Source organism: Variovorax paradoxus (assembly GCF_009755665.1).
GTDB lineage: Bacteria > Pseudomonadota > Gammaproteobacteria > Burkholderiales > Burkholderiaceae_C > Variovorax > Variovorax paradoxus_G.
This window is the reverse complement of sequence record NZ_CP046622.1, coordinates 3,043,487-3,066,559: the sequence shown is the minus strand read 5'-3', so window position 1 is coordinate 3,066,559 and position 23,073 is coordinate 3,043,487. Positions and strand designations below refer to the sequence as shown.

25 protein-coding genes are annotated in these 23,073 nt (G+C 66.3%); 13 read left to right on the top strand and 12 right to left on the bottom strand.

Annotated elements, in window-relative coordinates; all coding sequences use genetic code 11:
- Complete coding sequence (locus GOQ09_RS14155; RefSeq protein WP_157613977.1) at positions 1 to 528, bottom strand: DUF4124 domain-containing protein; 528 nt, start codon at positions 526 to 528, stop codon at positions 1 to 3.
- Between the two features lie 180 nt (positions 529 to 708).
- On the opposite strand from GOQ09_RS14155, the gene guaB reads away from it, so the two are divergent.
- The 4 genes from guaB to guaA all read left to right on the top strand — a co-directional run bounded on the left by guaB (position 709) and on the right by guaA (position 4,568).
- Entirely contained in the window at positions 709 to 2,178 is a 1,470-nt protein-coding gene (gene guaB, locus GOQ09_RS14150; RefSeq protein ID WP_157613976.1) for an IMP dehydrogenase, read from the top strand.
- Between the two features lie 77 nt (positions 2,179 to 2,255).
- The gene (locus tag GOQ09_RS14145; protein WP_157613975.1) at positions 2,256 to 2,504 is read left to right on the top strand and encodes a type II toxin-antitoxin system Phd/YefM family antitoxin; all 249 of its coding nucleotides are present in this window, start codon (positions 2,256 to 2,258) and stop codon (positions 2,502 to 2,504) included.
- Between the two features lie 11 nt (positions 2,505 to 2,515).
- Entirely contained in the window at positions 2,516 to 2,935 is a 420-nt protein-coding gene (locus GOQ09_RS14140; RefSeq protein WP_157616713.1) for a type II toxin-antitoxin system VapC family toxin, read from the top strand.
- Positions 2,936 to 2,948: 13 nt separating this feature from the next.
- Complete coding sequence (gene guaA / locus GOQ09_RS14135; RefSeq protein ID WP_157613974.1) at positions 2,949 to 4,568, top strand: glutamine-hydrolyzing GMP synthase; 1,620 nt, start codon at positions 2,949 to 2,951, stop codon at positions 4,566 to 4,568.
- Positions 4,569 to 4,986: 418 nt separating this feature from the next.
- Here guaA and GOQ09_RS14130 read toward each other — a convergent pair whose 3' ends face one another.
- From GOQ09_RS14130 to GOQ09_RS14090, 9 genes are all read right to left on the bottom strand, one after another.
- Positions 4,987 to 5,568, bottom strand: a complete 582-nt coding sequence (locus tag GOQ09_RS14130; RefSeq protein WP_157613973.1) for a protocatechuate 3,4-dioxygenase — start codon at positions 5,566 to 5,568, stop codon at positions 4,987 to 4,989.
- Positions 5,569 to 5,725: 157 nt separating this feature from the next.
- The gene (locus GOQ09_RS14125) at positions 5,726 to 7,090 is read right to left on the bottom strand and encodes an ABC transporter permease (RefSeq protein ID WP_157613972.1); all 1,365 of its coding nucleotides are present in this window, start codon (positions 7,088 to 7,090) and stop codon (positions 5,726 to 5,728) included.
- Positions 7,087 to 8,514 (bottom strand): ABC transporter permease, encoded by a 1,428-nt coding sequence (locus GOQ09_RS14120; RefSeq protein ID WP_157613971.1) that lies wholly within the window; start codon positions 8,512 to 8,514, stop codon positions 7,087 to 7,089. Before GOQ09_RS14120 ends, GOQ09_RS14125 begins: the two co-directional genes overlap by 4 nt.
- The gene (locus GOQ09_RS14115; protein WP_157613970.1) at positions 8,511 to 9,269 is read right to left on the bottom strand and encodes an ABC transporter ATP-binding protein; all 759 of its coding nucleotides are present in this window, start codon (positions 9,267 to 9,269) and stop codon (positions 8,511 to 8,513) included. The genes GOQ09_RS14120 and GOQ09_RS14115 overlap by 4 nt, the downstream gene beginning before the upstream one ends.
- An 18-nt stretch (positions 9,270 to 9,287) precedes the next feature.
- Positions 9,288 to 11,465 (bottom strand): TonB-dependent siderophore receptor, encoded by a 2,178-nt coding sequence (locus GOQ09_RS14110; protein WP_157613969.1) that lies wholly within the window; start codon positions 11,463 to 11,465, stop codon positions 9,288 to 9,290.
- 146 nt (positions 11,466 to 11,611) lie between these two features.
- Positions 11,612 to 11,968 (bottom strand): DUF2946 family protein, encoded by a 357-nt coding sequence (locus GOQ09_RS14105; protein WP_157613968.1) that lies wholly within the window; start codon positions 11,966 to 11,968, stop codon positions 11,612 to 11,614.
- 47 nt (positions 11,969 to 12,015) lie between these two features.
- Positions 12,016 to 12,636, bottom strand: a complete 621-nt coding sequence (locus GOQ09_RS14100; RefSeq protein ID WP_157613967.1) for a DNA-3-methyladenine glycosylase I — start codon at positions 12,634 to 12,636, stop codon at positions 12,016 to 12,018.
- 25 nt (positions 12,637 to 12,661) lie between these two features.
- Entirely contained in the window at positions 12,662 to 12,949 is a 288-nt protein-coding gene (locus tag GOQ09_RS14095; RefSeq protein ID WP_157613966.1) for a YciI family protein, read from the bottom strand.
- Between the two features lie 37 nt (positions 12,950 to 12,986).
- On the bottom strand, positions 12,987 to 13,583 hold the full coding sequence (locus GOQ09_RS14090; RefSeq protein ID WP_157613965.1) for a TetR/AcrR family transcriptional regulator: 597 nt from the start codon (positions 13,581 to 13,583) through the stop codon (positions 12,987 to 12,989).
- Positions 13,584 to 13,732: 149 nt separating this feature from the next.
- On the opposite strand from GOQ09_RS14090, the gene GOQ09_RS14085 reads away from it, so the two are divergent.
- On the top strand, positions 13,733 to 14,380 hold the full coding sequence (locus tag GOQ09_RS14085; RefSeq protein WP_242630840.1) for a 2'-5' RNA ligase family protein: 648 nt from the start codon (positions 13,733 to 13,735) through the stop codon (positions 14,378 to 14,380).
- A 19-nt stretch (positions 14,381 to 14,399) separates the two neighbouring features.
- Here the strand turns inward: GOQ09_RS14085 and GOQ09_RS14080 are convergent, their stop codons facing one another.
- Complete coding sequence (locus tag GOQ09_RS14080) at positions 14,400 to 15,314, bottom strand: LysR family transcriptional regulator (protein ID WP_157613964.1); 915 nt, start codon at positions 15,312 to 15,314, stop codon at positions 14,400 to 14,402.
- Between the two features lie 127 nt (positions 15,315 to 15,441).
- Between GOQ09_RS14080 and GOQ09_RS14075 the strand changes: the two genes are divergently transcribed.
- The 5 genes from GOQ09_RS14075 (at position 15,442) to GOQ09_RS14055 (ending at position 19,151) form a co-directional block, all read left to right on the top strand.
- Positions 15,442 to 16,431: a 2Fe-2S iron-sulfur cluster-binding protein gene (locus GOQ09_RS14075; RefSeq protein WP_157613963.1), complete on the top strand. Its 990-nt coding sequence runs from the start codon at positions 15,442 to 15,444 to the stop codon at positions 16,429 to 16,431.
- 33 nt (positions 16,432 to 16,464) lie between these two features.
- Entirely contained in the window at positions 16,465 to 17,724 is a 1,260-nt protein-coding gene (locus GOQ09_RS14070) for an aromatic ring-hydroxylating dioxygenase subunit alpha (protein WP_157613962.1), read from the top strand.
- Positions 17,721 to 18,200, top strand: coding sequence for an aromatic-ring-hydroxylating dioxygenase subunit beta (locus tag GOQ09_RS14065; protein WP_157613961.1), 480 nt, complete (start codon positions 17,721 to 17,723; stop codon positions 18,198 to 18,200). Before GOQ09_RS14070 ends, GOQ09_RS14065 begins: the two co-directional genes overlap by 4 nt.
- 28 nt (positions 18,201 to 18,228) lie before the next feature.
- Positions 18,229 to 18,549 (top strand): non-heme iron oxygenase ferredoxin subunit, encoded by a 321-nt coding sequence (locus GOQ09_RS14060; RefSeq protein ID WP_126745865.1) that lies wholly within the window; start codon positions 18,229 to 18,231, stop codon positions 18,547 to 18,549.
- 110 nt (positions 18,550 to 18,659) lie between these two features.
- Complete coding sequence (locus GOQ09_RS14055) at positions 18,660 to 19,151, top strand: RidA family protein (RefSeq protein ID WP_157613960.1); 492 nt, start codon at positions 18,660 to 18,662, stop codon at positions 19,149 to 19,151.
- A 4-nt stretch (positions 19,152 to 19,155) separates the two neighbouring features.
- Here GOQ09_RS14055 and GOQ09_RS14050 read toward each other — a convergent pair whose 3' ends face one another.
- Positions 19,156 to 20,232 carry a DUF72 domain-containing protein gene (locus tag GOQ09_RS14050; RefSeq protein ID WP_157613959.1) on the bottom strand — a complete coding sequence of 359 codons (1,077 nt, stop codon included), beginning with the start codon at positions 20,230 to 20,232 and terminating at the stop codon, positions 19,156 to 19,158.
- A gap of 62 nt (positions 20,233 to 20,294) precedes the next feature.
- Here GOQ09_RS14050 and GOQ09_RS14045 point away from each other — a divergent pair, with 62 nt between their 5' ends.
- The 3 genes from GOQ09_RS14045 to GOQ09_RS14035 all read left to right on the top strand — a co-directional run bounded on the left by GOQ09_RS14045 (position 20,295) and on the right by GOQ09_RS14035 (position 23,072).
- Positions 20,295 to 21,797, top strand: coding sequence for a sensor histidine kinase (locus tag GOQ09_RS14045; RefSeq protein ID WP_157613958.1), 1,503 nt, complete (start codon positions 20,295 to 20,297; stop codon positions 21,795 to 21,797).
- Complete coding sequence (locus GOQ09_RS14040) at positions 21,794 to 22,432, top strand: response regulator transcription factor (protein WP_157613957.1); 639 nt, start codon at positions 21,794 to 21,796, stop codon at positions 22,430 to 22,432. The genes GOQ09_RS14045 and GOQ09_RS14040 overlap by 4 nt, the downstream gene beginning before the upstream one ends.
- A 136-nt stretch (positions 22,433 to 22,568) precedes the next feature.
- Positions 22,569 to 23,072, top strand: a complete 504-nt coding sequence (locus GOQ09_RS14035) for a GlcG/HbpS family heme-binding protein (protein WP_157613956.1) — start codon at positions 22,569 to 22,571, stop codon at positions 23,070 to 23,072.
- Position 23,073: the final 1 nt, after the last annotated feature.

The following is a 23,073-nucleotide window of genomic DNA, read 5'->3' as shown; positions in this document are numbered from 1 at the left end:
CTACTTGCAGTCGCTTTGGATGATCGACTGAAGGCGCTTCTGCTCGGCGGCACGCGCGGTGTCGTCCATGATCTCGCGCTCGCCCTTGGCGTTGACCTTGGCCACGCGGATGCCGCTATCGAACGTGGCCTTGCCTTGGCGCGCGCGTTCGCAGTTCTCGGCCTTGATCTTGGCGTTTTTCTCCGCCTCGGCGGCTTGCTTGGCCTTTTCTTCCGCCTGCGCCTTCTTGGTCTTTTCCTCGAGCTCCTTGTCGACAGCCGGAGGCTTGGGCGCTGCGGCGGCTTCACGGGCCTTGGGTGCGCCTGCCTCGTCGGAGGCGGCGCCGTCGGCGGGAGCCGAGCTGAAGCCCGTGCGGGCCGGCGGCGGCGAGCCCGCGCGGCGCAGGATGTTCTTTTCGGGAATATCGGGCGGCGGTGCCTGGTCGCTGAAGACCTTCTTGCCACTCTTGTCGATCCATTGCCATTGCGCGCTGGCCGACAGCGGCAGCAGGCAAACACATCCCAGTACGAGCCAATGCGCGAATTTCATGCGGCGAGTTTAGCTGTGCCTTACGTTTTGCAACACGAAAGGCCCACGCTTTCGACGACGTCGAGTTGGAAATTGGCGACGTTTGACGCTCTCGCAGGCCGCGCCCGATATCGGCCGAAGCCCCTCCGGGGTCGGGTAAGTACCGGGCATCGTTACAATCCGTCTTTTGGAGCTTCACCCATGCGCCTTCTCGGCAAAGCGCTCACCTTCGACGACGTGTTGTTGGTGCCAGCGTTCTCCCAGGTCCTGCCCAAGGACACCTCCCTCGCCACCCGTTTCTCCCGCAACATCGCGCTCAATCTGCCGCTGGTTTCCGCCGCGATGGACACCGTGACCGAGGCTCGCCTCGCGATCGCAATTGCGCAAGAAGGCGGCATCGGCATCGTGCACAAGAACTTCACCGCGGCCGAGCAGGCCGCGCAGGTTGCCAAGGTGAAGCGATACGAGTCCGGCGTGCTGCGCGACCCCGTGGTGATCACGCCCACGCACACGGTGCTGCAGGTCATGCAGCTGTCCGACGAGCTGGGCATCTCGGGCTTTCCGGTGCTCGACGGCGGCAGGGTGGTGGGCATCGTCACAGGGCGCGACCTGCGCTTCGAGAGCCGCCTGGACGTGCCGGTGAGCGAGATCATGACGCCGCGTGAAAAGCTCATCACCGTGCCCGACGGCACCACGCTCGCCGAAGCCAAGGCGCTGCTCAACAAGCACAAGCTCGAACGCCTGCTCGTGATCAACAGTGCATGGGAGCTCAAGGGCCTGATCACCGTCAAGGACATCACCAAGCAGACCAGCTTTCCCAATGCGGCGCGCGATCCGAGCGGCCGCCTGCGCGTGGGCGCGGCGGTGGGTGTGGGTGCGGGCACTGAAGAACGCGTCGAGGCGCTGGTCAAGGCCGGTGTCGATGCCATCGTGGTCGACACCGCGCACGGCCACAGCGCCGGCGTGATCGAGCGCGTGCGCTGGGTCAAGAAGAACTATCCGCAGGTCGACGTGATCGGCGGCAACATTGCCACCGGCGACGCAGCGCGCGCGCTGGCGGACGCCGGCGCGGACGCCGTCAAGGTCGGCATTGGCCCCGGTTCGATCTGCACCACGCGCATCGTTGCCGGCGTGGGCGTGCCGCAGATCATGGCCGTGGACAACGTGGCCACCGCGCTGCAGGGCACCGGCATTCCGCTGATCGCCGACGGCGGCATCCGCTATTCGGGCGACATCGCCAAGGCTATTGCCGCGGGCGCGAGCACGGTGATGATGGGTGGCATGTTCGCGGGTACCGAAGAGGCGCCGGGCGAGATCGTGCTGTTCCAGGGCCGCAGCTACAAGAGCTACCGCGGCATGGGCTCCATCGGCGCCATGCAGCAGGGCAGTGCCGACCGCTACTTCCAGGAGTCCACCACCGGCAATCCCAACGCCGACAAGCTGGTTCCCGAAGGCATTGAAGGCCGCGTGCCGTATAAGGGCTCGATGGTCTCCATCGTGTACCAGATGTCGGGCGGCTTGCGCGCCAGCATGGGCTACTGCGGCTGCGCCACCATCGAAGAGATGAAGAACAAGGCCGAGTTTGTCGAGATCACCACAGCCGGTATCCGCGAGAGCCACGTGCACGACGTGCAGATCACAAAAGAAGCGCCAAACTACCGCGCCGAGTAAGTTCAATCTGGCCAGACATCGAAAGTCAGGCCATATTGAGATTAGAATTCGGGCCAGATTAAAAATTTCTGGCCCAAATGCAATCCATCGGCATCGCTGAAGCCAAGAACAACTTCTCTGCCCTGATCGACCTGGTCGAAAAGGGCGAGGAGGTTCGCATCACCCGCCACGGCAAGGAGGTGGTGCGCATGCTGCCGGTGCGGCGCAAGCCGGTCATCACCGACGAGCAGATCGAGCGCGAACTCGGCCAGATCGACGCGCTGCACGCCAGCATCAAGCCCGGCCGAACCGTGCGCACGTTGCTGGACGAGGGGCGCCAGTCGTGACAGCCTTCGTCATGGACGCTTCCGTCACCGCCGCCTGGCTGTTGCCCGACCAGGCCAGCGAACACACCCGCAAGCTCTACGCCGCCATCCGCCGCGACGAGGTCGAGCCGCAGGCGCCCAACGCCTGGCAGTGGGAATGCGCCAACATCCTTGCCAACGGCGTGCGCAGCGGCCGCATTCCTCCTGCGGCCGTCGAAGGACTGTGGAGCGTGCTCGATGCCATTCGCCACCGCGTGGAGCTGCACGAACTCGCACCGGCCCAGCACAAGGCGGTGCTGGCCGTTGCCATCGATGCCGGCGTTTCGCTCTACGACGCGGGCTACCTGTGGCTCGCCAAGTCGCTCGATCTTCCGCTCGCCACCTTCGACGAGCAACTCATCCAGGCCGCGCCGCAAGCGGGCGTCAGGCTGTTCGACATCTCAACGCTCTGACCGAGTCTTCTCCATGCAACACGACAAGATCCTCATTCTCGATTTCGGCTCGCAAGTCACCCAACTCATCGCGCGCCGCGTGCGCGAAGCACACGTGCTCAGCGAAGTGCACCCTTGCGACGTGACCGACGAATGGGTGCGCGAGTACGCGGCCGACGGCCACCTGAAGGGCGTGATTCTTTCGGGCAGCCATGCCAGCGTGTACGAAGAAACCACCGACAAGGCGCCTCAAGCCGTGTTCGACCTGGGCGTGCCGGTGCTCGGCATCTGCTACGGCATGCAGACCATGGCGCACCAGCTCGGCGGCAAGGTCGAGGGCGGCCACAAGCGCGAGTTCGGCTTTGCGTCCGTTCGCGCCCATGGCCATACCGCGCTGCTGAAAGACATTGCCGACTTCACCACGCGTGAAGGCTTCGGCATGCTCAACGTGTGGATGAGTCACGGCGACAAGGTCACCGAACTGCCGCCCGGATTCAAGCTCATGGCCAGCACGGAGAGTTGCCCCATCGCCGGCATGGCCGACGAGGCGCGCCGCTACTACGCGCTGCAGTTCCACCCCGAAGTGACGCACACGGTGCAGGGCAAGGCGATCATCGATCGCTTCGTGCTCGGCATCTGCGAGGCCAAGCCCGACTGGGTCATGCGCGACCACATCGCCGAAGCCGTGCAGAAGATCCGCGAGCAGGTGGGCGACGAAGAAGTCATCCTCGGCCTCTCGGGCGGCGTGGACTCGAGCGTGGCCGCCGCGCTCATCCACCGCGCCATCGGCGACCAGCTCACTTGCGTATTTGTCGACCACGGCCTCTTGCGCCTGAACGAAGGCGACATGGTCATGGAGATGTTCGAAGGCAAGCTGCACGCAAAGGTCATTCGCGTCGATGCAAGCGAGCTGTTCCTCGGCAAGCTCGCCGGCGTGAGCGACCCCGAAGCCAAGCGCAAGATCATCGGCGGCGAGTTCGTTACCGTGTTCAAGCAGGAAGCCGCCAAGCTCAAGGCGGGCGACGGCGGCCACAAGGGTGCGACCTTCCTCGCTCAAGGCACCATCTACCCGGACGTGATCGAATCGGGCGGCGCCAAGAGCAAGAAGGCCGTCACCATCAAGAGCCACCACAACGTGGGCGGCTTGCCCGAGCAGCTCGGCCTCAAGCTGCTCGAGCCGCTGCGCGACCTGTTCAAGGACGAAGTGCGCGAACTGGGCGTGGCGCTCGGCCTGCCGCCCGAGATGGTGTACCGCCATCCGTTCCCCGGCCCCGGCCTGGGCGTGCGCATTCTTGGCGAAGTGAAGAAGGAATACGCCGACCTGCTGCGCCGCGCCGACGCGATCTTCATCGAGGAGCTGCGCAACTTCAAGGACGAGGCCACCGGCAAGACCTGGTACGACCTCACCAGCCAGGCCTTCACCGTGTTCCTCCCCGTGAAGAGCGTGGGCGTGATGGGCGACGGCCGCACCTACGACTACGTGGTCGCGCTGCGCGCGGTGCAGACCAGCGACTTCATGACCGCCGACTGGGCCGAGCTGCCGTATGCGCTGCTCAAGAAGGTGTCGGGCCGCATCATCAACGAGGTTCGCGGCATCAATCGCGTCACTTACGACGTTTCGAGCAAGCCGCCCGCGACGATCGAGTGGGAGTGAGGTTCACTTCTCCATAAAAAAAGCCGCTGATTCCCAGCGGCTTTTTTTTGTTCCTAGTCGCGTCTCCAAGGGCTCCACCAACGTCGGGAGGGCTGCCAAGGTGCGAGCGGCCGCGTGTCCAGATCGAAAGCTGTGGTCGGTATATCGCCGCGGAGCTTGCGTACTTTCACCTCGAGGGCGTGAGCGATGCCGCGTGCGTGCCGGTCCCCACGGAGCGCGCGCCGGCGCCACTCTGCCGCCTGGGCGGCCAAGGCATGCTGATCTGTGTCGTCGTCCAGTTCCACCATGCCGGCATTGTTTGTTTTTGCCGGCCTTCGGCTGTAGGCGGATGGAGTACACGGTTGTACGAAAAGATACAAACGCCGGCGTTCTTCGCAGGACGATGGTCATCGCTGGCGCAGTCTTCTGCCGAGCGCGATCACGCAGCAATCACTATCGGAAAACGCGCTCGCAATCCATCCGCTCCACGCTCGAAAGGCACCGTAACTGCGTCCCTTGCAGCTTGGGGAAGGTTGCGCCAAAGGTAGTCGCGCGCGTTGCCCGGGTCGCCGGCCACGTACAGCTGCGTCGTCAGCAGCTCACGCGTGCCCAGTTTCACCTTGACGTGGATGTGCGGTGTGCGGCCACTGTAGGGCACGGGCCGGATGGTGCGGAAGCGGTAGCTGCCGTCCTCGCCGACTGCAACGCGACCGAAGCCCTGAAACGCCGCATCGGCGCGGTCCCCGTCGCCGGGATGATGGTAGTGGCCGTCTTCGTCGCATTGCCAGATCTCGACCTGCGCGCCTCTCAGCGGCTTGCCATCCAGGTCGGTCACCGAGCCGTCGACCCATGCGGGTTGGCCGCCGCGGTACTTCAGCGTGCCGTTGCGCAACAGGTCGTTGTCGGAGTCGCTGGGCAGGCGGACGGGATAGAAGGGGCCTTCGGTCTGCGACGGCGTGGCCGTCCGCGCTACCGCAGGCTGAGCCCGGGCACCCAGCCAGAGCGCCGGAAAGGCGACCATCGCCGCGGCAACGGCGCGCCGTGGAATGCCGTCCGCCGGACCAATCCGTTCGGATCGTGCTCGATCCGGTGGGGATTCAACCCGGTCGGATCCTGGTTCTGGCGTGGCGCGCATGGCTTGTCAGAGCCGCGGCGCACGCGCGAGTTCCGTGCCTTCATCAACCGGCGCTCGGGCGCACCCGGCCGGCCGCGTCCACGCCCAGCGCCAGAACCGCCGCGCCCATCAGCAGCAGCCCCAGCAGCTGTTCGAGGGGCACTTCCGCCGGTTGCGACGACGGGCTGAAGTGAGGCTGGGAGGCAAAGTCCTGCGGACCGAAGCGCACGTCGTTGAACAGGTACGGGTAGTAGAAGGCGCGCAACCGGGCATGAAATTCGGCGATGCGGTCTTGATACGCCAGCTGCGCCTGCAAGTCGGTATCGGCCTGCCGATGCAATGCGGCCTGCACGCCGACGCCCGGCAGCAGCCAGCCCAGCCGCGAGGTCCAGCGCTGGCGCGCAAGCAGGCCATCGCGATAAGCCGCCACCTGCGGTGCCGCGCTCTCGTCGCCGAGCTGCTGAAACGCGTAGTACCACTTCCAGTGAAAGCCCGAGGGTAGCGGCGAGGTGTCCCGCCATTCGGGGTGTGTGCGGAAGAACTTCTCCATCGTCGCCTCCGGCGGCAAGTCCCACGCGCCGTGCACGGCCTGGCGCTGTGCCAGCATCAACTCCACGCCCTGGTGAACAGGCACGGCGCGCGCGAGCACGGCGTTGGCAAGGGTCGGCAGGATGAGCGTCAGCACGGCCCAGCAGCCCATGAGTGCCATCGCGTTGGCGGCGGAGCTCCCGCTTCGCGTTGCGACGATCAACGCCAGCCCGCTCCAGAGCGCGAGGTAGCCGGCCGTGACCAACAGCACGATGCCCAAGGCTTCGATGGCGGTGCCGCTAGCCGGTGCGCCCGCCAGCACAGGCAACACCAGGCAGCCGAAGACCAGCGCCGTGCGCAAGCCCGCGCGGCGCAGCCACAGGCCGCGGCCGGCGCCGGGCATGGCCAGCAGCGTACTCAGGCGGCCCGAGCGGCGTTCACCCGAAACCAGGTCGTACAAGAGCGCAATGAGAAACAGCGGCGCCAGGTACACCAGCACAAAGGCAAAGTCGAAACGTCCGGCCAGCGCCAGTTCGGGGTTGAAGCTCTCGCCTTCGTGCAGCTGGGCTTGCAGGGCCAGGGCGCGCACGCGCAGCACGTAGGGCGCGGCATCGCGCAGGCCAAGCGCAAGGAAGGCCGTGGGCGAGGGCGCATCCCAGGTGCCGTGAAAGGTGTAGTAGGCGGCCGAACCGGCGTCGCCGCCATGGGTGTACTTGCGCGCCTGTGCCGCGAGTTCCTGCTGCTGCAGCCCCTCCAGGCGCGCAATGGTCTGCTGCTGGCGCTCGACTTCGCGCATGCCTGAAAGCACCGCAAGAGCCGACAGCACCAACAGCAGCGTCAATGCAGACAGCGCGAGTTTCGAGCGCACCAGCAGGCGCAATTCATGGGCAACCCAATTCATCGCGTCACCCTCCCGAGACGGCGTGTGGCCACGGCCAGCAAACCTGCGAGCACCACCAGCCAGAGCAGCAGCACTCCCGCGGCGGGCGCCGCGCGGCGCAGCGCCTCGGCCGGTGGTGCGGCTTGGTAGCGAAAGTCGGCAACGCCATGCCAATGCGCGTGGCTGATGCGGCTGTCGCGGCTGGAGCGGTCGCCCGCGAAGCTGAGCTTTTCGGCTTGCAGGCGGTTGAGCTCCTGCACCATGCGATAGCGATGGCGCTCGGCCTGTTCGACGAAGCGGCGGTAGTTCTGCAGGTCGGTGCCCGCAGCGGCCATCGAAAGGCGGCGCAGCGCGATCACCGGGCTGATCAGCGCAAAGGCGTCAACGCGGCGCAGCTGCGCCGCTTGCCGCTCGAAGCTCGCATTGGCGTAGCGCTCGAAGAGCGCGCTGGTCAGCCGTTCGCCTTCCATGCCGAGCAGGCCCTTGTAGTTGACGGGGAGGTCTTCCACGCGAGAAACGCCGTACTGCGCGAGCACTTTTTTCTTGAAGCCGGCGAAGTAGGGGTCATCCGGGTCGTGGCTGTCGCCCAGCGCAGCCAGGTCGCGCGCCACCGCGATGTCGGTCTCGAAGCGCGTGGGCAGCGCAAGCACCGAGGCCGCGATCTCGGGCGCCAGCCGCGGCACCAGCACCACGCTGACGGCCCAGAGCGCGAGCAATGCAACCAGGGCATCGCGTCCGCGCCCAAACCACGCAGAAACGCCGACGATGCCGACGGCCCAGATAAGCAGCCACACGCCGTAGCCTGCCGCCATTGCAATTGCCAGACCGGCGGGAGCGGGGGTTGCCGCACCGATCCACAACAGCGCCAGCAATGCAGGCAGCAATGCCGCGGCCGCAACGCCGCACAGCGCCAGCAACTTGCCCGCCACGATTTGTCGCGGGCGGACCCCTTGCGCGAGCAGTACCCGCAACGTGCCCGATTCGCGCTCCCGCGCCAGCGCCGCATGGCCGACAAAGATGAGCAGCAACGGCGCCAGCACCTGCAGCACGAAGGCAGGGGTGAGCTGGCCGAAGCGCAGCAGCAGCGAAGACTGCCGCACGTCGCCAAAATTGGCGCTGTTCTGCCGGTGCCCTTCAAGGAAGAGCGTGTGGCCCGTGTAGGCGTCGACCCCGGGGTCGAAAGCGGCAAGCGGGTTCAGCGGCCGGAAAACGAAGTGCCCGTAGTGCACCATGCGGTGAGGGTGCCGGTCGGGCTGGGTTTCGAATTCATGGTCGACTTGCCCCTGGTGGCGCGCGCGTTCCGTATCGGTCGTGCGGCGCTGTTCCCAGGCCGTGAAGGTGGCCACGGCCGTCAACAGCAGCAGCAACACGAGCCCGAGCACGGCGACGCGGTCGCGGCGCAGCAGGCGCCATTCCTCGCGCGCAATGTGCAGTGCGACGCTCATTGCTGCGCCTCCTGGCCCGCGTAGCGGCGGTGCAATGCACGCACGTCGAAGCGCTCGGTGCCCGAGGCGGCGACTTCTTCGATCAGCCGCCCGCGTTCGATGAAGCCGATGCGGTCGGCCACGTCGGCGGCGCCGAGCAAGTCGTGCGTCACCATGAGCACGGCCACACCTTGCGAGCGCAGCAGCCCGAGGATGCGGCTGAACTCGGTGGTGGCCTGCGGGTCCAGCCCGGAGGTGGGCTCGTCCAGCAGCAGCGCTGGCACCTTGCGCGCGAGCGCCAAGGCAATCGCCACCTTCTGGCGCATGCCTTTCGAGAACCCCGACACGCGCCGACCGTGCGCGGCGGCGTCCAGTCCGGCGCTGGCCAATGCCTCGTCGATGGCCTGCGCGGATGCAGGCTGGCCGGCAAGGTGGAGCAGGTAGGCCACGTTCTCGCGCGCGCTCAGGTGCTCGTAGAGCGCCACGTTCTCGGGTATGTAGGCAAGCTGGCGCCGTGCGCCTGTCGGGTCCGCCACCGGGTCGGTGCCGTTCACCCGCACGCGGCCGCTGGCGGGTTGCACGAAGCCCAGGAAGAGGCTCAGCGTGGTGGTCTTGCCGGCGCCGTTGGCACCCAGCAGCGCATAGATCTCACCGGCCTCGACCCTCAGGTCCAGCCCGTGCAGGATGATGTGCGCGCCATAGCCGGCAACCACGCTGTGGGCCTCCAGCGCGGGGTGCGCCGCGGCGTGCGGCGGTGCAAAGTCGGTCACGGTCATGATCTGTATTTCCTCGCGTCAGAACCGGGCCTGCAGGCCGACGGTGATGGTGCGTGCCGTTCCCGGCGTCACCCACACGCGGCTGTAGGAGCTCGTGTAGTAGGTCTTGTCGAAAAGGTTGTCGACATCCAGCGTCAGCCGCAGCGTGGGGTTGAGGCGCCAGTAGGCGACCAGCTTGGCCGTGGTGTAGCTGGGCAGGTCGAACGCGGGCGTTCCGGCATTGGCCTCGGCCTGCGTGCGGGCCTGGCCCAGCCGCTTGCCCACGTAAGTGACGCCCCCGCCAATGCCGTAGCGCTGCCCGTTGGCAAAGGCGTCCTCGTACACGGCAAGCACGCTGCCGTTGACCTTCGGCACGTTGAGCAGGCGTCCGCCAACTTCCAGGCTGTGGTCCTTCGCAATTTCCACGTCGTTGAACACCAGGCTCGCATTGACCCGCCAGTTCTTCGTGACCTGGCCCGCAAAGTCGAGTTCGAGGCCGCGGCTGCGAATTTCTCCCGCGGAGACCGAGTAGCCGGCGTTCACCGGGTCGGAGGTCAGCACGTTGCGCTTGCGAATGTCGAACAGCGCGGCGGTCGCGCCGATGCGCTGGTCCGCGCTCTCCCACTTGGTGCCAAGCTCCAGCGCGCGGCCGGTCTCCGGCGCGAAGCTGTTGGCCGCAAAGTCCGAGCCGACGTTCGGGCGGAACGAGCGGCCCGCGTTCGCATACAAAGTCCACTGCGGCGTCGGCAGCCAGCTCAGGCCGATGCGAGGCGAGGTGGCCGATGGGTCCTGTTCGGCCGTGGTGTTCGTGCGGCGGTTCAGCAGCGACTGGCGGTAATTGTCCACCCGCACACCAGCCACCAGCCGCCATTCGGGCGTGAGCTTGATGGCGTCCTGCACATAGAACGCAGTGCCGCGCTGCTGCTCCAGGGTATCGGTGTTCGCGCCCGGCGTGGGTTGCGGTTGGCCGTAGACGGGGTTGTAGATGTTGATGGCGTACGGCCGCGCGGCGCTCGGATTCACCCGCAGCATCACCGAATCCATTCCGAAGCGAAAGCTCTCCGCGCCGAACAGCAGCTCGTGCTCGATACTGCCCGTGTGCACCTTGCCCTGCAGCTCGGCCTGCAAGGCTGTGTCGTGGGAGTCGAAATCGCGAAAGCGCCGCTGGCGCGTCAGGTTGCCGTTGGCCTGCAGCGCGGTTGCCTCGGTTGCAAAGCCGTTGATCGAGGTTTCGCGATAGGAAAGACCCACGCGGCTTCGCCAGTTGGTGTTCCATTCATGCGAAAGAACGAATTGGTGCGTCTGGTTGTCGACGGTCACGTCGCCGTCGGCGGGTTCGCCCAGGAAACGGCTGCGCGGAATTGCGCCCAGCCGGTTGTTGACGGCCACCACGCCGCGGTCCAGCGGCGTCTTGTGGCGAAGTACCTCGCCCGCGTACTCCAGCACCGTGTCGCGGCCCAGCTTCCAGGTGAAGGCGGGCGCAATCACCTGGCGCTTGGCGCTCACATGGTCGCGAAAGCTGTCCCGGTCTTCCACCGCAACGTTGAGCCGATAGGCGAGGTTTTCCCCGAGGGGGCCGGTGCTGTCGAATGCGCCGCGCTTCAAGCCATGACTGCCGGCATACCCCTCGACCGAATGCGCGGCTTTCCAGAGCGGCCGCTTGGACACGATATTGAGCGTGCCGCCCGGCTCGCTGCTGCCGTAGAGCGCGGCGGCCGTGCCCTTGAGAAATTCGATGCGCTCCACGCCCGCAAGATCTCGCGGCGCATTGAAGCCGCGATTGGACGAGAAGCCATTCAGCAGCGTGGCCATGCCGGTGTTCTCGTTGCCGGGTAGACCGCGGATCGCAATGTTGTCCCACAGGCCGCCAAAGTTGTTCTGGCGCGAAACGCCACCCACATAGTCGAGCACGTCGTCCAGCTTGGTGGCGCCCAGGTCGTCGATGGCCTGGCGCGTGACGATGCGCACCGATTGCGGCAGCTCGCGCAGCGGCAGTTCTGTCTTGGCGCCGGCAGCTTCTTCGGAGTGGTAGGCGCCGGACTCGGTCCGGCCGATGACTTCGATGGTCGACAGCTCGGCTGTCGCCGGGGCTTCGGTCGCCGATTGGGCGAAGGCCGGTCCGGCAAAAAGGCTCGCCACTGCAAGGGCCGGAGGAAGCAGGCGGAAACCGGGAATCCGGCGCCCCGCGAAAGGGGTGGAGGTGAGATTGGAAATCATGAACGGCACTCGACAAGAGACGGCCGGGCTGCGCGACGAAGGCGCGGCAAGGCAGAAATCGGGAAGAAACTGGTAAGTACGCGGCCGGGCCTATGAAGCACCGGGCAGCGGGGCGAGCAGGCAACAGTCCGCCTCAGCGGCGGATGTCAGGCGAGTGCAGGGGGATCGCGCGAGGCGAAGGGCCAGCGTTCAGGATCGGGAACGAATGCAGTGGCGGGCCGTGTCGCCTGGAGCGCAGCCGGTTCGGCCCGGCCGGCCATGTAGATCGGCGGCGCAGCGAGGGCGCTGGCCTGCTGGGCGAACGCCACGCACCACGAGCACAGCGCCTGGGCTTCCGCGCCGTGGCCGTCGGTGTCGTCGCTGAGGCCGGCATTCAGCGAACGCCACTCTTGCGCAAGTTCCGGCCCCGCCTGCTGCAGATGCTCTGCTTCGTGCAAGGGCATGCCGACGGCCGTGTTGAAGAACACGGCGAGCAGCAGGAGTCGGAGAAGAATGCGGCGCATGATGACAGCGAAGGCCGGAATCATACTGTCGGGCACCGGCCGCCGGTTCAGCCTGCTGCGGCGTGCGGCCTCTTGAACCTGCTTCGCGCGTGTTGCGCCTTCCCCCGGATCACGCAGCCTTGCGCATGGTCGTTGATGAGGCCCATGGCCTGCATGAAGGCGTAAACGGTCGTTGGCCCGACGAACTTCCAGCCGAGCTTCTTCAGTGCCTTGGACAGCGCGATGGAAGCCTCGGAGGTCGATGCGCTCTGCGGTTCCGCGAGCGCGCCGGCATCGGGCTCATGGCTCCAGAAAAAGGCCGCCAGCGAGCCGTGGCTTGCAACCAGTTCTTGCGCCCGTGCGGCGTTGTGGATCACCGCCTCGATCTTGCCCCGATGCCGGACGATGCCCGCGTCTTGCAGCAAGCGCTCGACGTCTTGCGCGGTGAAGCGGGCCACCTTGTTGAAGTCGAACCCGTGGAACGCCGCGCGAAAGTTTTCCCGTTTGGCAAGGATGGTGCGCCAGCTCAACCCCGACTGGAAGCCTTCCAGGCAGAGCTTTTCGAACAGGCGGCGGTCGTCCGCTACCGGAAAGCCCCATTCGGTGTCGTGGTAGGCAAGGAATTCGGGCGCGCTTGCGCACCAGCGGCAGCGCGGTTGGCCGTCTGGGCCGTTGATCAATGTGGTCATCAGGTGGAGGCGGCTATAGGGATGGTCAGCCCAGCAGAAAGCCGAGCCGCTCGTCGGCGCGGGCCGGCGCAATTTCCATGATCTCGGCGCTTACGACGTTCTCGGCAACGAACGGATCGGCATCGACGCGCGCCTGCAGCTCGGCCATGGTCGTGCGGTGCGCAAGCACGGCACCGCCCTGGTTGGGCTTGAGGCTGCCGGAGAGCATGAACACGCCGTCGTCGAAACCGCGCTGGAGCCATGCCTTGTGGCCTTCCATCCACTGGGCTGCATTGGCCTTGTTGCCGGAGAACTTGAGGAGCACGATGAACATGGATTTTTCTGTTTGTGGAGGGTGGTGGGTCTGGAGGTCAGCGGTGGCTGGTGGCTGGCTTGGTCGCGCAGGACGCGAGCCATTCGCACAGCTGTCGGACTTCCTGTTGCACGAAGGACTTGTCCCGAAAGGCGTTGGCCAGCACGGCCACGCCCTGGCTCCGGGCGAGCAGGTGCATGGCGAGCGCATCGGCATCGGCCTTGCGGCCCAGCAGCGCGAACTGCTTTCGCAGCCAGACGCGGAACAGGGTGAACAGGCCATTGGCCTGCTTCAGCGAGGGGTGGTCCAGCTTGGCGAGTTCGGTGGACAGCGTGCCCACCGGGCAGCCGTGCCGCATGATGAGAGGCTGGTTGGCAACCAGGATGTGAATGAAGCTTCGGATGCGGCTCATGGGATCAGGGCCGCATGCTTCCCATTGCGCCAGCATGCCGCGCGTCTGGCCAAGGCGCGCGGCAATCACCGCATCCAGGATTTCGTCCTTGGTCTTGAAGTGATGGTAGAAATTGCCGCGCGAAATGTTCACCACCTTCGCAATATCAGCGAACGAAGTGGCCTCGAAACCTCGCATGTAGAACAGCTGGTCCGCGGCGTCCACGATCTGCTCGCGGGTGGTCTTGTCGGCCGTGGCGGTCATCTGCAATCCGGATCTCCTGCAACTAGGACGTCTGTCCTAAACGGCGCGGAGAATAGGGCAGCCGCTCTGATTCGTCAAGAACGCAAATCGCCGGACCGATGCGGGTGCTTTCGGTAAGCTACGGGGCCAGCAGCAGTCCGAATCTCCGGGTGAAGACGCTCTTATTCCTTGCCATGCCCGAACAGCTTCTTCTCCCAGGTATCGACCCTCCGCCGCCGCCCCTGCGCCGCGCCCGCGGCACAGCGCCCCGCAAGGAGCGCCTGCATCGCTCACTCTTCCTGGCGATCTTTCCGCACGCTGAAGACGCCGCTTCGATCGCCGCGCTGGGCGCGCGCCTCAAGGACCGGCATGCGCTGAAAGGAAAGCTGACCGAGGCGCATCGCCTGCATGTCACGCTGCATCACCTAGGAAGCTATCCGGCGTCAGCGCCGCGCAAGCAGGTGCAGGCGGCCATCGACGCGGCAGCCAGCGTGGCACCTCCGTCTTTCGATGTGGTGTTCGACGAGGTCATGCGGTTCGACAAAAGCAAGGCATTCGTTTTGTGCGGCGCTGAGAGCGGGACATCAGCGATCGCGGCGTTCAGGCAGTGTCTTGGCGAAGCACTGGCCGATGCGGGCTTCAAGCCCGAGCACGGCTTCACGCCTCACATGACCCTGGCCTACACGCCCACAAAGGTCGAGCGGCATCCGATCGAGCCAGTCCGGTGGAGGGCCGATTCGTTCGCCCTGATCGAAAGCCACGTCGGCGAAAGCATCCATGAGGTGCTCGGTCGGTGGCCCCCGGTCCGGCCCGCCTGAAGTTCTTTGCCGCCGCGCCCTAGTCGCTGTCCGCAAAATTATCGAACAGCAATCCGCGCAGCCACTGGTTGCCAGGGTCGCGATGCACCTTCGCGTGCCAGAACAGGTTGATTGCAATCTGCGGCAGCGGCACCGGGTGAGGGCGCCACACCAAGCCAAAAGGCTCGGCGATGCTCTGCGCCAGCCGCTCCGGCACGGTGGCGATCATTTCGCTCGAGCGAAGAATATGGCCAATGGCCACGAAGTGCGGCACCCTGAGCCGAATGCGCCTTTGGATGCCTTGTGCGGCCATCACATCGTCGGCCTTGCCATGGCCCGTGCCGGCGGCCTGCACCAGAACATGGTCGGCCGCGCTGAAGTCCTTGAGCGACACACTGCGCTTGCGCGCGAGCGGATGGGTGCCTGAAAAAAGGCACACATAGCGCTGCAGAAACAGTCGGCGCTGGAACACCCCGGCCTTGAGCTGCGGCAGCAGGCCGATGGCAATGTCGACGTGGCCGGCTTCGAGCTCGTCGCGCAGGCTGGCAGCGGTGTTGTTGCGCACCGTGCTGATGGTCACGCCCGGCGCTGCGGCGGACAGCGTTTCCATGAGCCTGGGCGTGAAGTAGATCTCGCCGATGTCGGTCATGGCGAGCGTGAAGCTGCGCGTGCTGCTGGCGGGGTCGAACACCACCTGCTGGTTCAGCGCCGAATGCAGCGCGCCCATTGCGTAGGCCACCGGTTCGGCCAGTTGCAGCGCAAAAGGCGTGGGCTCCATGCCGCGCGCCGTGCGCAAGAAGAGCTCGTCGCCCAGCAGCTTGCGCAGTCGCGCCAAGGCATTGCTGATGGCTGGCTGCGAAAGCCCGAGCGATTCCGCCACGGCCGAGACGCGCTTCTCGGCCAGCATGCGGTCGAACACCAGCAGCAGGTTGAGGTCGATGTCCTTGAGTTGCATGCGGACCTTTATTCATGGCGGTGATGTAGCCAATTCACCGGATTCTATTGGTCAATCTGCATTCGCCGCGCATCATCCGCTCCAGAGACAGGCCGGCCTCTTGAGCCGGCGCACAGAAAAGCCCACGATGGACCTGCACATTCACCCTATTGCCCGCACGCTCGAAGTCCGCCCCGGCGCGAACCTGCTCGAAGTGCTGCGCGAGCACCACGTGCCGGTGTCTTACAGCTGCATGTCGGGGCGCTGCGGCACCTGCCGCTGCAAGGTGGTGGCCGGCCAGGTGCTCGACGCCGGGCAAGACGCGATACGGCCCGACGGGCAGGGCGAGCGCTACGTGCTCGCCTGCCAGAGCACGCTGACCGAAAGCTGCACCATCGAGATTCCGGAGCCCGACGAGGTGGTGGTGCACCCGGCGCGCATCTTGAAGGCGACCGTGACCGGCATCGACGTGCTCACCCACGACATCCGCCGCCTGCGGCTCAAGCCAAACAAGCCATTGGAATTTTCACCGGGCCAGTACGCGCAGCTGCAGTTCGCACCGGACCTGGCCCGGCCGTATTCGATGGCCGGGCTCAGCCGCGATGCCGAGCTTGAATTTCATATACGCAAGGTGCCGGGCGGGCGTGTCACCGCGCACATCTTCGAGCAGTTGCGCGTGGGCGATGCGGTGCGCGTGAGCGGCCCGCTCGGCACGGCCTACCTGCGCACGAAGCACCGCGGGCCGATGCTCTGCGCGGCCGGCGGAACGGGGCTCGCGCCCATTCTCTCGATCGTTCGCGGTGCGATTGCGGCCGACCTGATGCAGCCGATTCACCTGTACCTTGGCGTGCGCTCCGACGCCGACGTGTATGGATTGGCCGAACTCACCGAACTGCAAGCGCGGCATCCCGGGCTGAAGGTGCATGTGGTGGTCGTCACCGGCCCCGCGCGCGAAAACCAGCGCCTGGGCCTCATCACCGACGCCATCCGCGCCGACTGGCCCGGCGGCCTCGAGGGCTGGCGCGCCTACCTCTGCGGCTCGCCGCCCATGGTCGAGGCCGTGACGCAGCTGGTGCATGCGCGCGGCCTCGCGCCCGAGCAGACCCATGCCGATGCCTTCTACCTGCAAGGCACCTGAAGAATACAGACAGACAAGAAAAGGAGACCCGCGATGAGCACGCAAGACGTATTTCCCATCGAGCTGCGATGGGAAAGCGAAAAGACCAGCCGCATTCCCTTCATGGCCTACACCGACGAGGCGCTGCACAAGAAGGAGCTGCAGCGCTTCTTCTACGAAAAGCACTGGTGCTACGTGGGCCTGGAAGCCGAGATTCCGAATACGGGCGACTTCAAGCGCACGGCCATCGGCGAGCGCTCCGTCGTCATGTCGCGCGACGAAGCGGGTGCCATCCATGTGTTCGAGAACGTCTGCGCCCACCGCGGCATGCAGTTCTGCCGCGAGCGCCACGGCAACAAGAAGGAGTTTGTCTGCCCGTACCACCAGTGGAACTACACACTCAAGGGCGACTTGCAAGGCGTGCCGTTCCGCCGCGGCGTGAAGCAGGACGGCAAGGTCAACGGCGGCATGCCGGCAGACTTCAAGACCGAAGAGCACGGCCTCAACAAGCTCAAGGTGGCCTCGCGCGGCGGCGTGGTGTTCGCATCGTTCGACCACGACATCGAGCCCTTCGAGGACTTTCTCGGACCAGACATCCTTGGCTACTTCGACCGCCTGTTCGACGGCCGCAAGCTCACCATTCTTGGCTACAGCCGCCAGCGCATTCCGGGCAACTGGAAGCTGATGCAGGAGAACATCAAGGACCCGTACCACCCGGGCCTCTTGCACACATGGTTCGTCACCTTCGGGCTCTGGCGTGCGGACAACAAGTCGGAGCTCAAGATGGATTCGCACGGCCGCCATGCCGCAATGATTTCCACCCGCGGCAGCGCCGGCAAGGCCGCGCAGGTCACGCAGGTGTCGAGCTTCAAGGAGAGCATGCAGCTGAAGGACCCGCGTTTTCTGGACATCGTGCCCGAGCCCTGGTGGAACGGGCCCACGGCGGTGATGATGACGTTGTTCCCGAGCCTCATCCTGCAGCAGCAGGTCAACAGCGTGTCCACGCGCCACATACAGCCCGTGGGCCACGACGCCTTCGATTTCGTCTGGACGCACTTCGGCTTTGAAGACGACACCGAGGAGATGACACAGCGCCGCCTCCGCCAGGCCAACCTGTTCGGGCCGGCCGGCTTTGTCTCGGCCGACGACGGCGAGGTGATCGAGTTTTCGCAGGAAGGCTTCGAACAGAAGCCGTATCACCGCACGCTCGCCGAACTGGGCGGGCGCGAGGTCGAGAACACCGACCACATGGTCACCGAAACGCTGATCCGCGGCATGTACCGTTACTGGCGCGAAGTGATGGAGGCGGCATGAACCTCGACGCCAACGCTTATCTCGAACTGTCGCGGCTGTACGCGGCCTATGCGCATGCCGTCGATTCGGGGCAGTGGGACTTGTGGCCGGCGTTCTTCATCGACGAGTGCAGCTACAGGCTGCAGCCGCGCGAGAACCACGAGCGCGGGCTGCCGCTTGCCACGCTGTCTTTCGAGAGCCGAGGCATGCTCGAAGACCGCGTCTACGGCATCAAGGAAACGCTGTTTCACGACCCGTACTACCAGCGCCACGTGGTGGGCCTGCCGCTGGTGCACAAGGTCGATGCCGACGGCACGATCCACAGCGAAGCCAACTACGCAGTGTTTCGCACCAAGCTCGACCAGGCATCGACCGTGTTCAACGTCGGCCGCTACATCGACACGGTGGTTGCGACCCCCGAAGGGCTGAAGTTCGCGACACGCCTTTGCGTGTTCGACAGCGAGATGATCCCCAACTCGATCATCTATCCCATCTGAGCCACCCAAGTTCCAAAGGCATCCAGCTATGACCACAGTGACATGGATCGACGCGGCGTCGGTCGACGAGGTTCCCGCCGACGACGTGGTGGGCATCGAGGTGCAGGGCAGGGACATTGCCCTGTACGGCACCGAAGACGGCATTCATGCGACCGACAACATCTGCACCCACGGCCACGCGCGCCTTTGCGACGGCTTTCTCGAAGGCCACGAGATCGAATGCCCGCTGCACCAGGGGCGCTTCGACGTGCGCACCGGCAAGGCCATGTGCGCGCCGCTCACCGAGGACCTGCGCAGCTATCCGGTGAAGATCGAGGGCGGGCGCGTGTACCTCGCCATCGAGCAGTAGGCGCTGCGCCAAGCCGTCTGTTGCGCATCGGGTCTGCGCAATCTGTATCTGTTGCGCCGCACGCGGATGGCGACAATGAAGCCATCGTTTGATGGAACCATGGAACCCGTATGACCGCGCAGACCCGAGACCAGATTGCCGACCGCATTGCCGCCGAACTGGGCCACAGCTTCGAAGGCGAACTCGTTGCCGGCGGCAACTACATACCCGTGGTGCGCGACGGAAACATCCTCTACACCAGCGGCCAGGTCCCGCGCGTGGGAACCACCGTTGTCGTCACCGGCCGCGTGGGCGACCAGGTGCCGCTTGCCAAAGCCCGGGAAGCCGCGCAGATCTGCGCCTTGCGCTGCCTGACTCTGCTGCGGCGCGAGCTCGGTTCGCTCGACGAGATCGGCAAGCTGCTGCGCGTGGGTGTGTTCGTGCAGTGCACCGCCGACTTCACGCAACAGAGCGAAGTGGCCGATGCTGCTTCGGAGCTTCTGCACCGCGTTTTCGGCGATGCCGGCCTGCATGTTCGCACGGCGGTCGGTGTGTATGCGCTGCCCAAGAACGCAAGCGTCGAGCTGGAGATGACGGTAGCCGCCAGGCCCACCGCCAGTTGATGCGCTAGCGCGTTTGCAGGTTGACGATGTCGCGCGCCAGCGAGGCGATCGTGAGCGGCGCGCAGCCTTCTGCGTTATTGCTCACGGTGACGTAGGCGCGCTGGCCTGCGCCCGTGGTGCCTGCAATCACCCGCGCCAAAGCCTCGCGCGTTTCCGGATCGGGGTCGACGATCTTGTCGAACGGCCCGTAGAGTTTTTCCGCATCTTCATAGCCGAAGCGGCCGTGCCGGCGATGCAGGTTCCAGCGGCACACCAGCGGACCGGGCCACAGCGCGCGCAGCATCGGCAACTGGTCTTCGATGGGCGGCATCTTGGCGTGCAGGCCCATGCAGAAGGTGGCACCGGTGCTGCGCAGCATGTCGGCGAAGGCGGGGCACAGCAGCTGCGGGTCGCGCACCTCAACGGCAATGACGGCGTCGGGCGCCACCGGCTGCAAGCCGGGCAGGGCTTCCAGCATCTCGCCGATGCGGGTGAGCAGCGCGGGCTGGTCGGCCAGCAGTTGCGAAGGAATCGGGCTCAGCTGGAACACCAGCGCACCGATGCGGTGGCCGAGGCCATCGAGCGCAGGCTGCACGAATTCCTGGATCGCGATCTCGCTGTTCAGGAACACCGGGTTCACTTGCGTGCCGCGGCCGCTCTCGTCGCGCACCGTGGCATCGGTCACCAGGCTCGGCGCCTTCACCACAAAGCGAAAGTCGTCCGGCACCATGGCCGCATAGCGCGCGTATTGGCTCGCCGTCAGCGCGCGGTAGAAGTTGCGGTCCAGGCTCACGGTGCGAAAGAGCGGGTGCTGCGCCAACGCGGCGAGCCCGTTTTTCGAGAGCACCGATTCGGCATATTCGCCGTCCCACACCAGGTTGGCCCATCCCGGATAGCTCCATGACGAGGTGCCGAGCCGAAGCCCGGGCGGCAGCGCCGCGGCCAGCTCGATGAGTGCGGGGTCGGCTGCCGCTGCTGCCACGGTGCCGCTGCGTGGTTTTTTCTTCGGTGGCGGTTCGGCCTCGGGCTCTTGCAGCGCCGCCGGGGGCGCCTCGGGCGGGCGCGGAAGATCGGGGAAAAGGGAGTCCTGCACTTCAGCCATGTCTGGGGTCGCATTCTCGGCCAACATCGGCCGGCCTTGCCGCGGCGGGCACAATCCGCGCCATGAAACAGTGGTTGCGTACGCAGGTGGGCTGGTGGCTGGCATGGCTGATCTTCACGGCCGTGGGTGCGGTGTGGCTCGCGCGCGCAGAGCTGGCCCAGCTGCAGCAGGCTTTCGAAGCCGACGTGCGCATTGCGCACCGCCTCATGAGCCAGCAGATGGTGCAATACGACGCGGTGCTGGCCACGCTGGCGCTGCTTGAAACCAGCAGCGGCGCAGACCGCCCGGAGCAGCGGCTCTCTTCGGTCTATCCGTCGATCCTGCGGGTGCAGCGGCGCGCAGGCGACGAACCCTGGCCCGATGAGAAGCACGCGGGTGCTCTGGCCGCGGCGGAAGCGAGTTCGCGCACCCAACGCCGCGCCGAAGTGGCCGCGGTCGATCTTGGGCAGGGCCGATACCAGCTCGTGATCGGTGCCACGCCCGTCAGCTATTCGCTCGAAATCGACTTGGCCGGCTCGGTGCCGTGGCGCGATTGGCCGATGAACCCCGAGCAAAGCCCGGTGCGCGTAAGCCTGCAGCGCGGCGGGCAGCAGTTTGTTCTGCAGCCGGGGCATGCGGCCCGGACGGGTACGGGCGGCTGGCGCTTCGGCCTCACCAAGCCTCTCGCATCGCCGAGCCAGCCCTTCGACCTTGTGGCCGAGCGGCGCGTGGGCTGGGCCGAGCTGCCATGGCGCGGCATTGCGGGCTGGGCCGTGGCGGTGGCGGTGCTGCTGGCCGGCTTGTGGACCGCCCAGCGCCAGCGCATAGCGCGCCGCCGTGCCGAAGAGCTGCTGCGGCTCGGCCAGGTGGCTCGGCTCAATGCGCTGGGCGAACTCTCGGCCGGCTTGGCGCACGAACTGAACCAGCCGCTCACCGCCGTGCTGGCCAATGCGCAGGCCGCGCGGCGGCTGCTGGACGACGATCCGCCTGAGTTGGCCGCGGCGCGCGACGCCATGGGCCAGGCCGTGGAACAGGCGCGCCGCGCGGCCGGCGTGGTCGGCCGGCTACGTCGCGTGATCGAGCGCCCTGAAGCCGGTGGCGACGTCAAGCCGCTGGTGCTGCAGGAGGTGGTGCGCAGCGCCATGCATCTGCTGGCGCCGGAGTTTGCACAACGCGGTGTTGCCGCGCAGTTCGACGCCACGGCCCAGGCGCCTGTGCGCGTGCAGGCCGAGGCGGTGGCGCTCGAGCAGATCGTGCACAACCTGCTGATGAATGCGTTGCAGGCGCTCGACCTAGTGCCCGTGTCCGAGCGGCGTCTCGCGGTTTCGGTCGGCCGCAACGGCCAGGAGGGCGTGCTGACCGTGACCGACGACGGGCGCGGCATTTCGCCCGAGGCGATGCCGCGTCTTTTCGAGCCCTTCTTCAGCACGCGTGAAGGCGGCCTGGGCCTTGGCCTGAGCCTCAGCGAAACGCTGGCGAGCGGCATGGGCGGCAGCCTGAGCGCTGCCAATGCGGCGCCGCGCGGTGCACGCTTCACGCTGCTGCTGCCGTTGGTGGCGGCATCGACCAAGGAGCGCACGGCATGAACAGCACCGTCCCGCATTCGCCGTTGTCGCCGCTCATTCATCTCATCGACGACGACCAGGCGGTGCGCGACAGCCTCTCGCTCCTGATCGGCACGGTGGGCCTCAGGGTGCAGGGCTGGGCCGAGCCGCAGGCCTTCATCGACAACTTCGACCGCGCGAGCGTCGGCGCCATCGTGCTCGACGTGCGCATGCCGGGCATCAGCGGGCTCACCGTGCTCGACCGGCTGGTGGCGCAGGGCGTCGACCAGCCGGTGATCATGCTCACCGGCCACGGCACCGTCGAAATGTGCCGCCGCGCATTCAAGGCCGGCGCGGCCGAGTTTCTCGAGAAGCCGGTGGACGACGAGCAATTGCTCGAAGCGCTGCAGCAGGCCGTGCGCCAGCATGTGCGCTCGCGCGAACGCGCACAGGCCGACAACGCCGCGCGAGAACGGGTGACGCAGCTGTCGGAGCGCGAGCGCGAGGTGCTTGCCTTCATCGTGCAGGGGCTGACCAACAAGGAGATCGCGCGCATGCTGGCGCTGTCGCCCCGCACGGTCGAGTCGCACCGCGCCAACCTGTTTGCCAAGCTCGATTGCGACTCGCTCGCGCAGCTGATTCGCCGCTACGCCGTGCTGGTGGCCGGAGAAGCCTGAACCCGGCCGCTCCGTAGTTCTACGGAGCGCCGGGCGTAGCCGTACGAATGGCCCCGGCGGCCGGTGTTTTCTACAGTGGCGCTGCCGTCGGCAATGCGCCGGCGCAACCACCCGCATCCACTGGAGAAATCGAAAAATGCGTTCCACCCTTCGCCTTGGCGGCCTCGCCATTCTGCTTGCCGCTTCTGCCGCACAGGCCCAGACCACCGCACCCGCGGTGCGCTCCGAAAAGAACATCTCGCTCGCCCTGGCCAACCAGATCGCGGCGGAAGCCGTGGCCGCCTGCGCCGCCAATGGCTACAACGTGGCCGCCACCGTGGTCGACCGCGCCGGCACCGTGCGTGCCGTGCAGCGCGCCGACAACGCAGGCCCGCACACTCTTGCCTCGAGCGAGCGCAAGGCCTGGACTTCGGCGTCGGCCAAGAACGCGACACAGGCCATGATGGAAGGCTCGCAGAAGAACCCGGCCGGTGCCAACCTGGTCTACCTGCCGGGCGTGCTGCTGCTGGGCGGCGGCGTGCCGGTGAAGTCGGGCAACGAAGTGATCGGTGCCGTGGGTGTGGGCGGTGCGCCCGGCGGCCATCTGGACGAGCAGTGCGCCAATGCCGCGCTGGACAAGGTCAAGGGCCTTTTGGGCTGAT

Coding starts and splice junctions, on each gene's coding strand:
- GOQ09_RS14155 (WP_157613977.1), bottom strand. CDS start 528: ATGAAATTCGCGCATTGGCTCGTACTGGGATGTGTTTGCCTGCTGCCG.
- guaB (WP_157613976.1), top strand. CDS start 709: ATGCGCCTTCTCGGCAAAGCGCTCACCTTCGACGACGTGTTGTTGGTG.
- GOQ09_RS14145 (WP_157613975.1), top strand. CDS start 2,256: ATGCAATCCATCGGCATCGCTGAAGCCAAGAACAACTTCTCTGCCCTG.
- GOQ09_RS14140 (WP_157616713.1), top strand. CDS start 2,516: ATGGACGCTTCCGTCACCGCCGCCTGGCTGTTGCCCGACCAGGCCAGC.
- guaA (WP_157613974.1), top strand. CDS start 2,949: ATGCAACACGACAAGATCCTCATTCTCGATTTCGGCTCGCAAGTCACC.
- GOQ09_RS14130 (WP_157613973.1), bottom strand. CDS start 5,568: ATGGTCGCCTTTCCGGCGCTCTGGCTGGGTGCCCGGGCTCAGCCTGCG.
- GOQ09_RS14125 (WP_157613972.1), bottom strand. CDS start 7,090: ATGAATTGGGTTGCCCATGAATTGCGCCTGCTGGTGCGCTCGAAACTC.
- GOQ09_RS14120 (WP_157613971.1), bottom strand. CDS start 8,514: ATGAGCGTCGCACTGCACATTGCGCGCGAGGAATGGCGCCTGCTGCGC.
- GOQ09_RS14115 (WP_157613970.1), bottom strand. CDS start 9,269: ATGACCGTGACCGACTTTGCACCGCCGCACGCCGCGGCGCACCCCGCG.
- GOQ09_RS14110 (WP_157613969.1), bottom strand. CDS start 11,465: ATGATTTCCAATCTCACCTCCACCCCTTTCGCGGGGCGCCGGATTCCC.
- GOQ09_RS14105 (WP_157613968.1), bottom strand. CDS start 11,968: ATGCGCCGCATTCTTCTCCGACTCCTGCTGCTCGCCGTGTTCTTCAAC.
- GOQ09_RS14100 (WP_157613967.1), bottom strand. CDS start 12,636: ATGACCACATTGATCAACGGCCCAGACGGCCAACCGCGCTGCCGCTGG.
- GOQ09_RS14095 (WP_157613966.1), bottom strand. CDS start 12,949: ATGTTCATCGTGCTCCTCAAGTTCTCCGGCAACAAGGCCAATGCAGCC.
- GOQ09_RS14090 (WP_157613965.1), bottom strand. CDS start 13,583: ATGACCGCCACGGCCGACAAGACCACCCGCGAGCAGATCGTGGACGCC.
- GOQ09_RS14080 (WP_157613964.1), bottom strand. CDS start 15,314: ATGCAACTCAAGGACATCGACCTCAACCTGCTGCTGGTGTTCGACCGC.
- GOQ09_RS14075 (WP_157613963.1), top strand. CDS start 15,442: ATGGACCTGCACATTCACCCTATTGCCCGCACGCTCGAAGTCCGCCCC.
- GOQ09_RS14070 (WP_157613962.1), top strand. CDS start 16,465: ATGAGCACGCAAGACGTATTTCCCATCGAGCTGCGATGGGAAAGCGAA.
- GOQ09_RS14065 (WP_157613961.1), top strand. CDS start 17,721: ATGAACCTCGACGCCAACGCTTATCTCGAACTGTCGCGGCTGTACGCG.
- GOQ09_RS14060 (WP_126745865.1), top strand. CDS start 18,229: ATGACCACAGTGACATGGATCGACGCGGCGTCGGTCGACGAGGTTCCC.
- GOQ09_RS14055 (WP_157613960.1), top strand. CDS start 18,660: ATGACCGCGCAGACCCGAGACCAGATTGCCGACCGCATTGCCGCCGAA.
- GOQ09_RS14050 (WP_157613959.1), bottom strand. CDS start 20,232: ATGGCTGAAGTGCAGGACTCCCTTTTCCCCGATCTTCCGCGCCCGCCC.
- GOQ09_RS14045 (WP_157613958.1), top strand. CDS start 20,295: ATGAAACAGTGGTTGCGTACGCAGGTGGGCTGGTGGCTGGCATGGCTG.
- GOQ09_RS14040 (WP_157613957.1), top strand. CDS start 21,794: ATGAACAGCACCGTCCCGCATTCGCCGTTGTCGCCGCTCATTCATCTC.
- GOQ09_RS14035 (WP_157613956.1), top strand. CDS start 22,569: ATGCGTTCCACCCTTCGCCTTGGCGGCCTCGCCATTCTGCTTGCCGCT.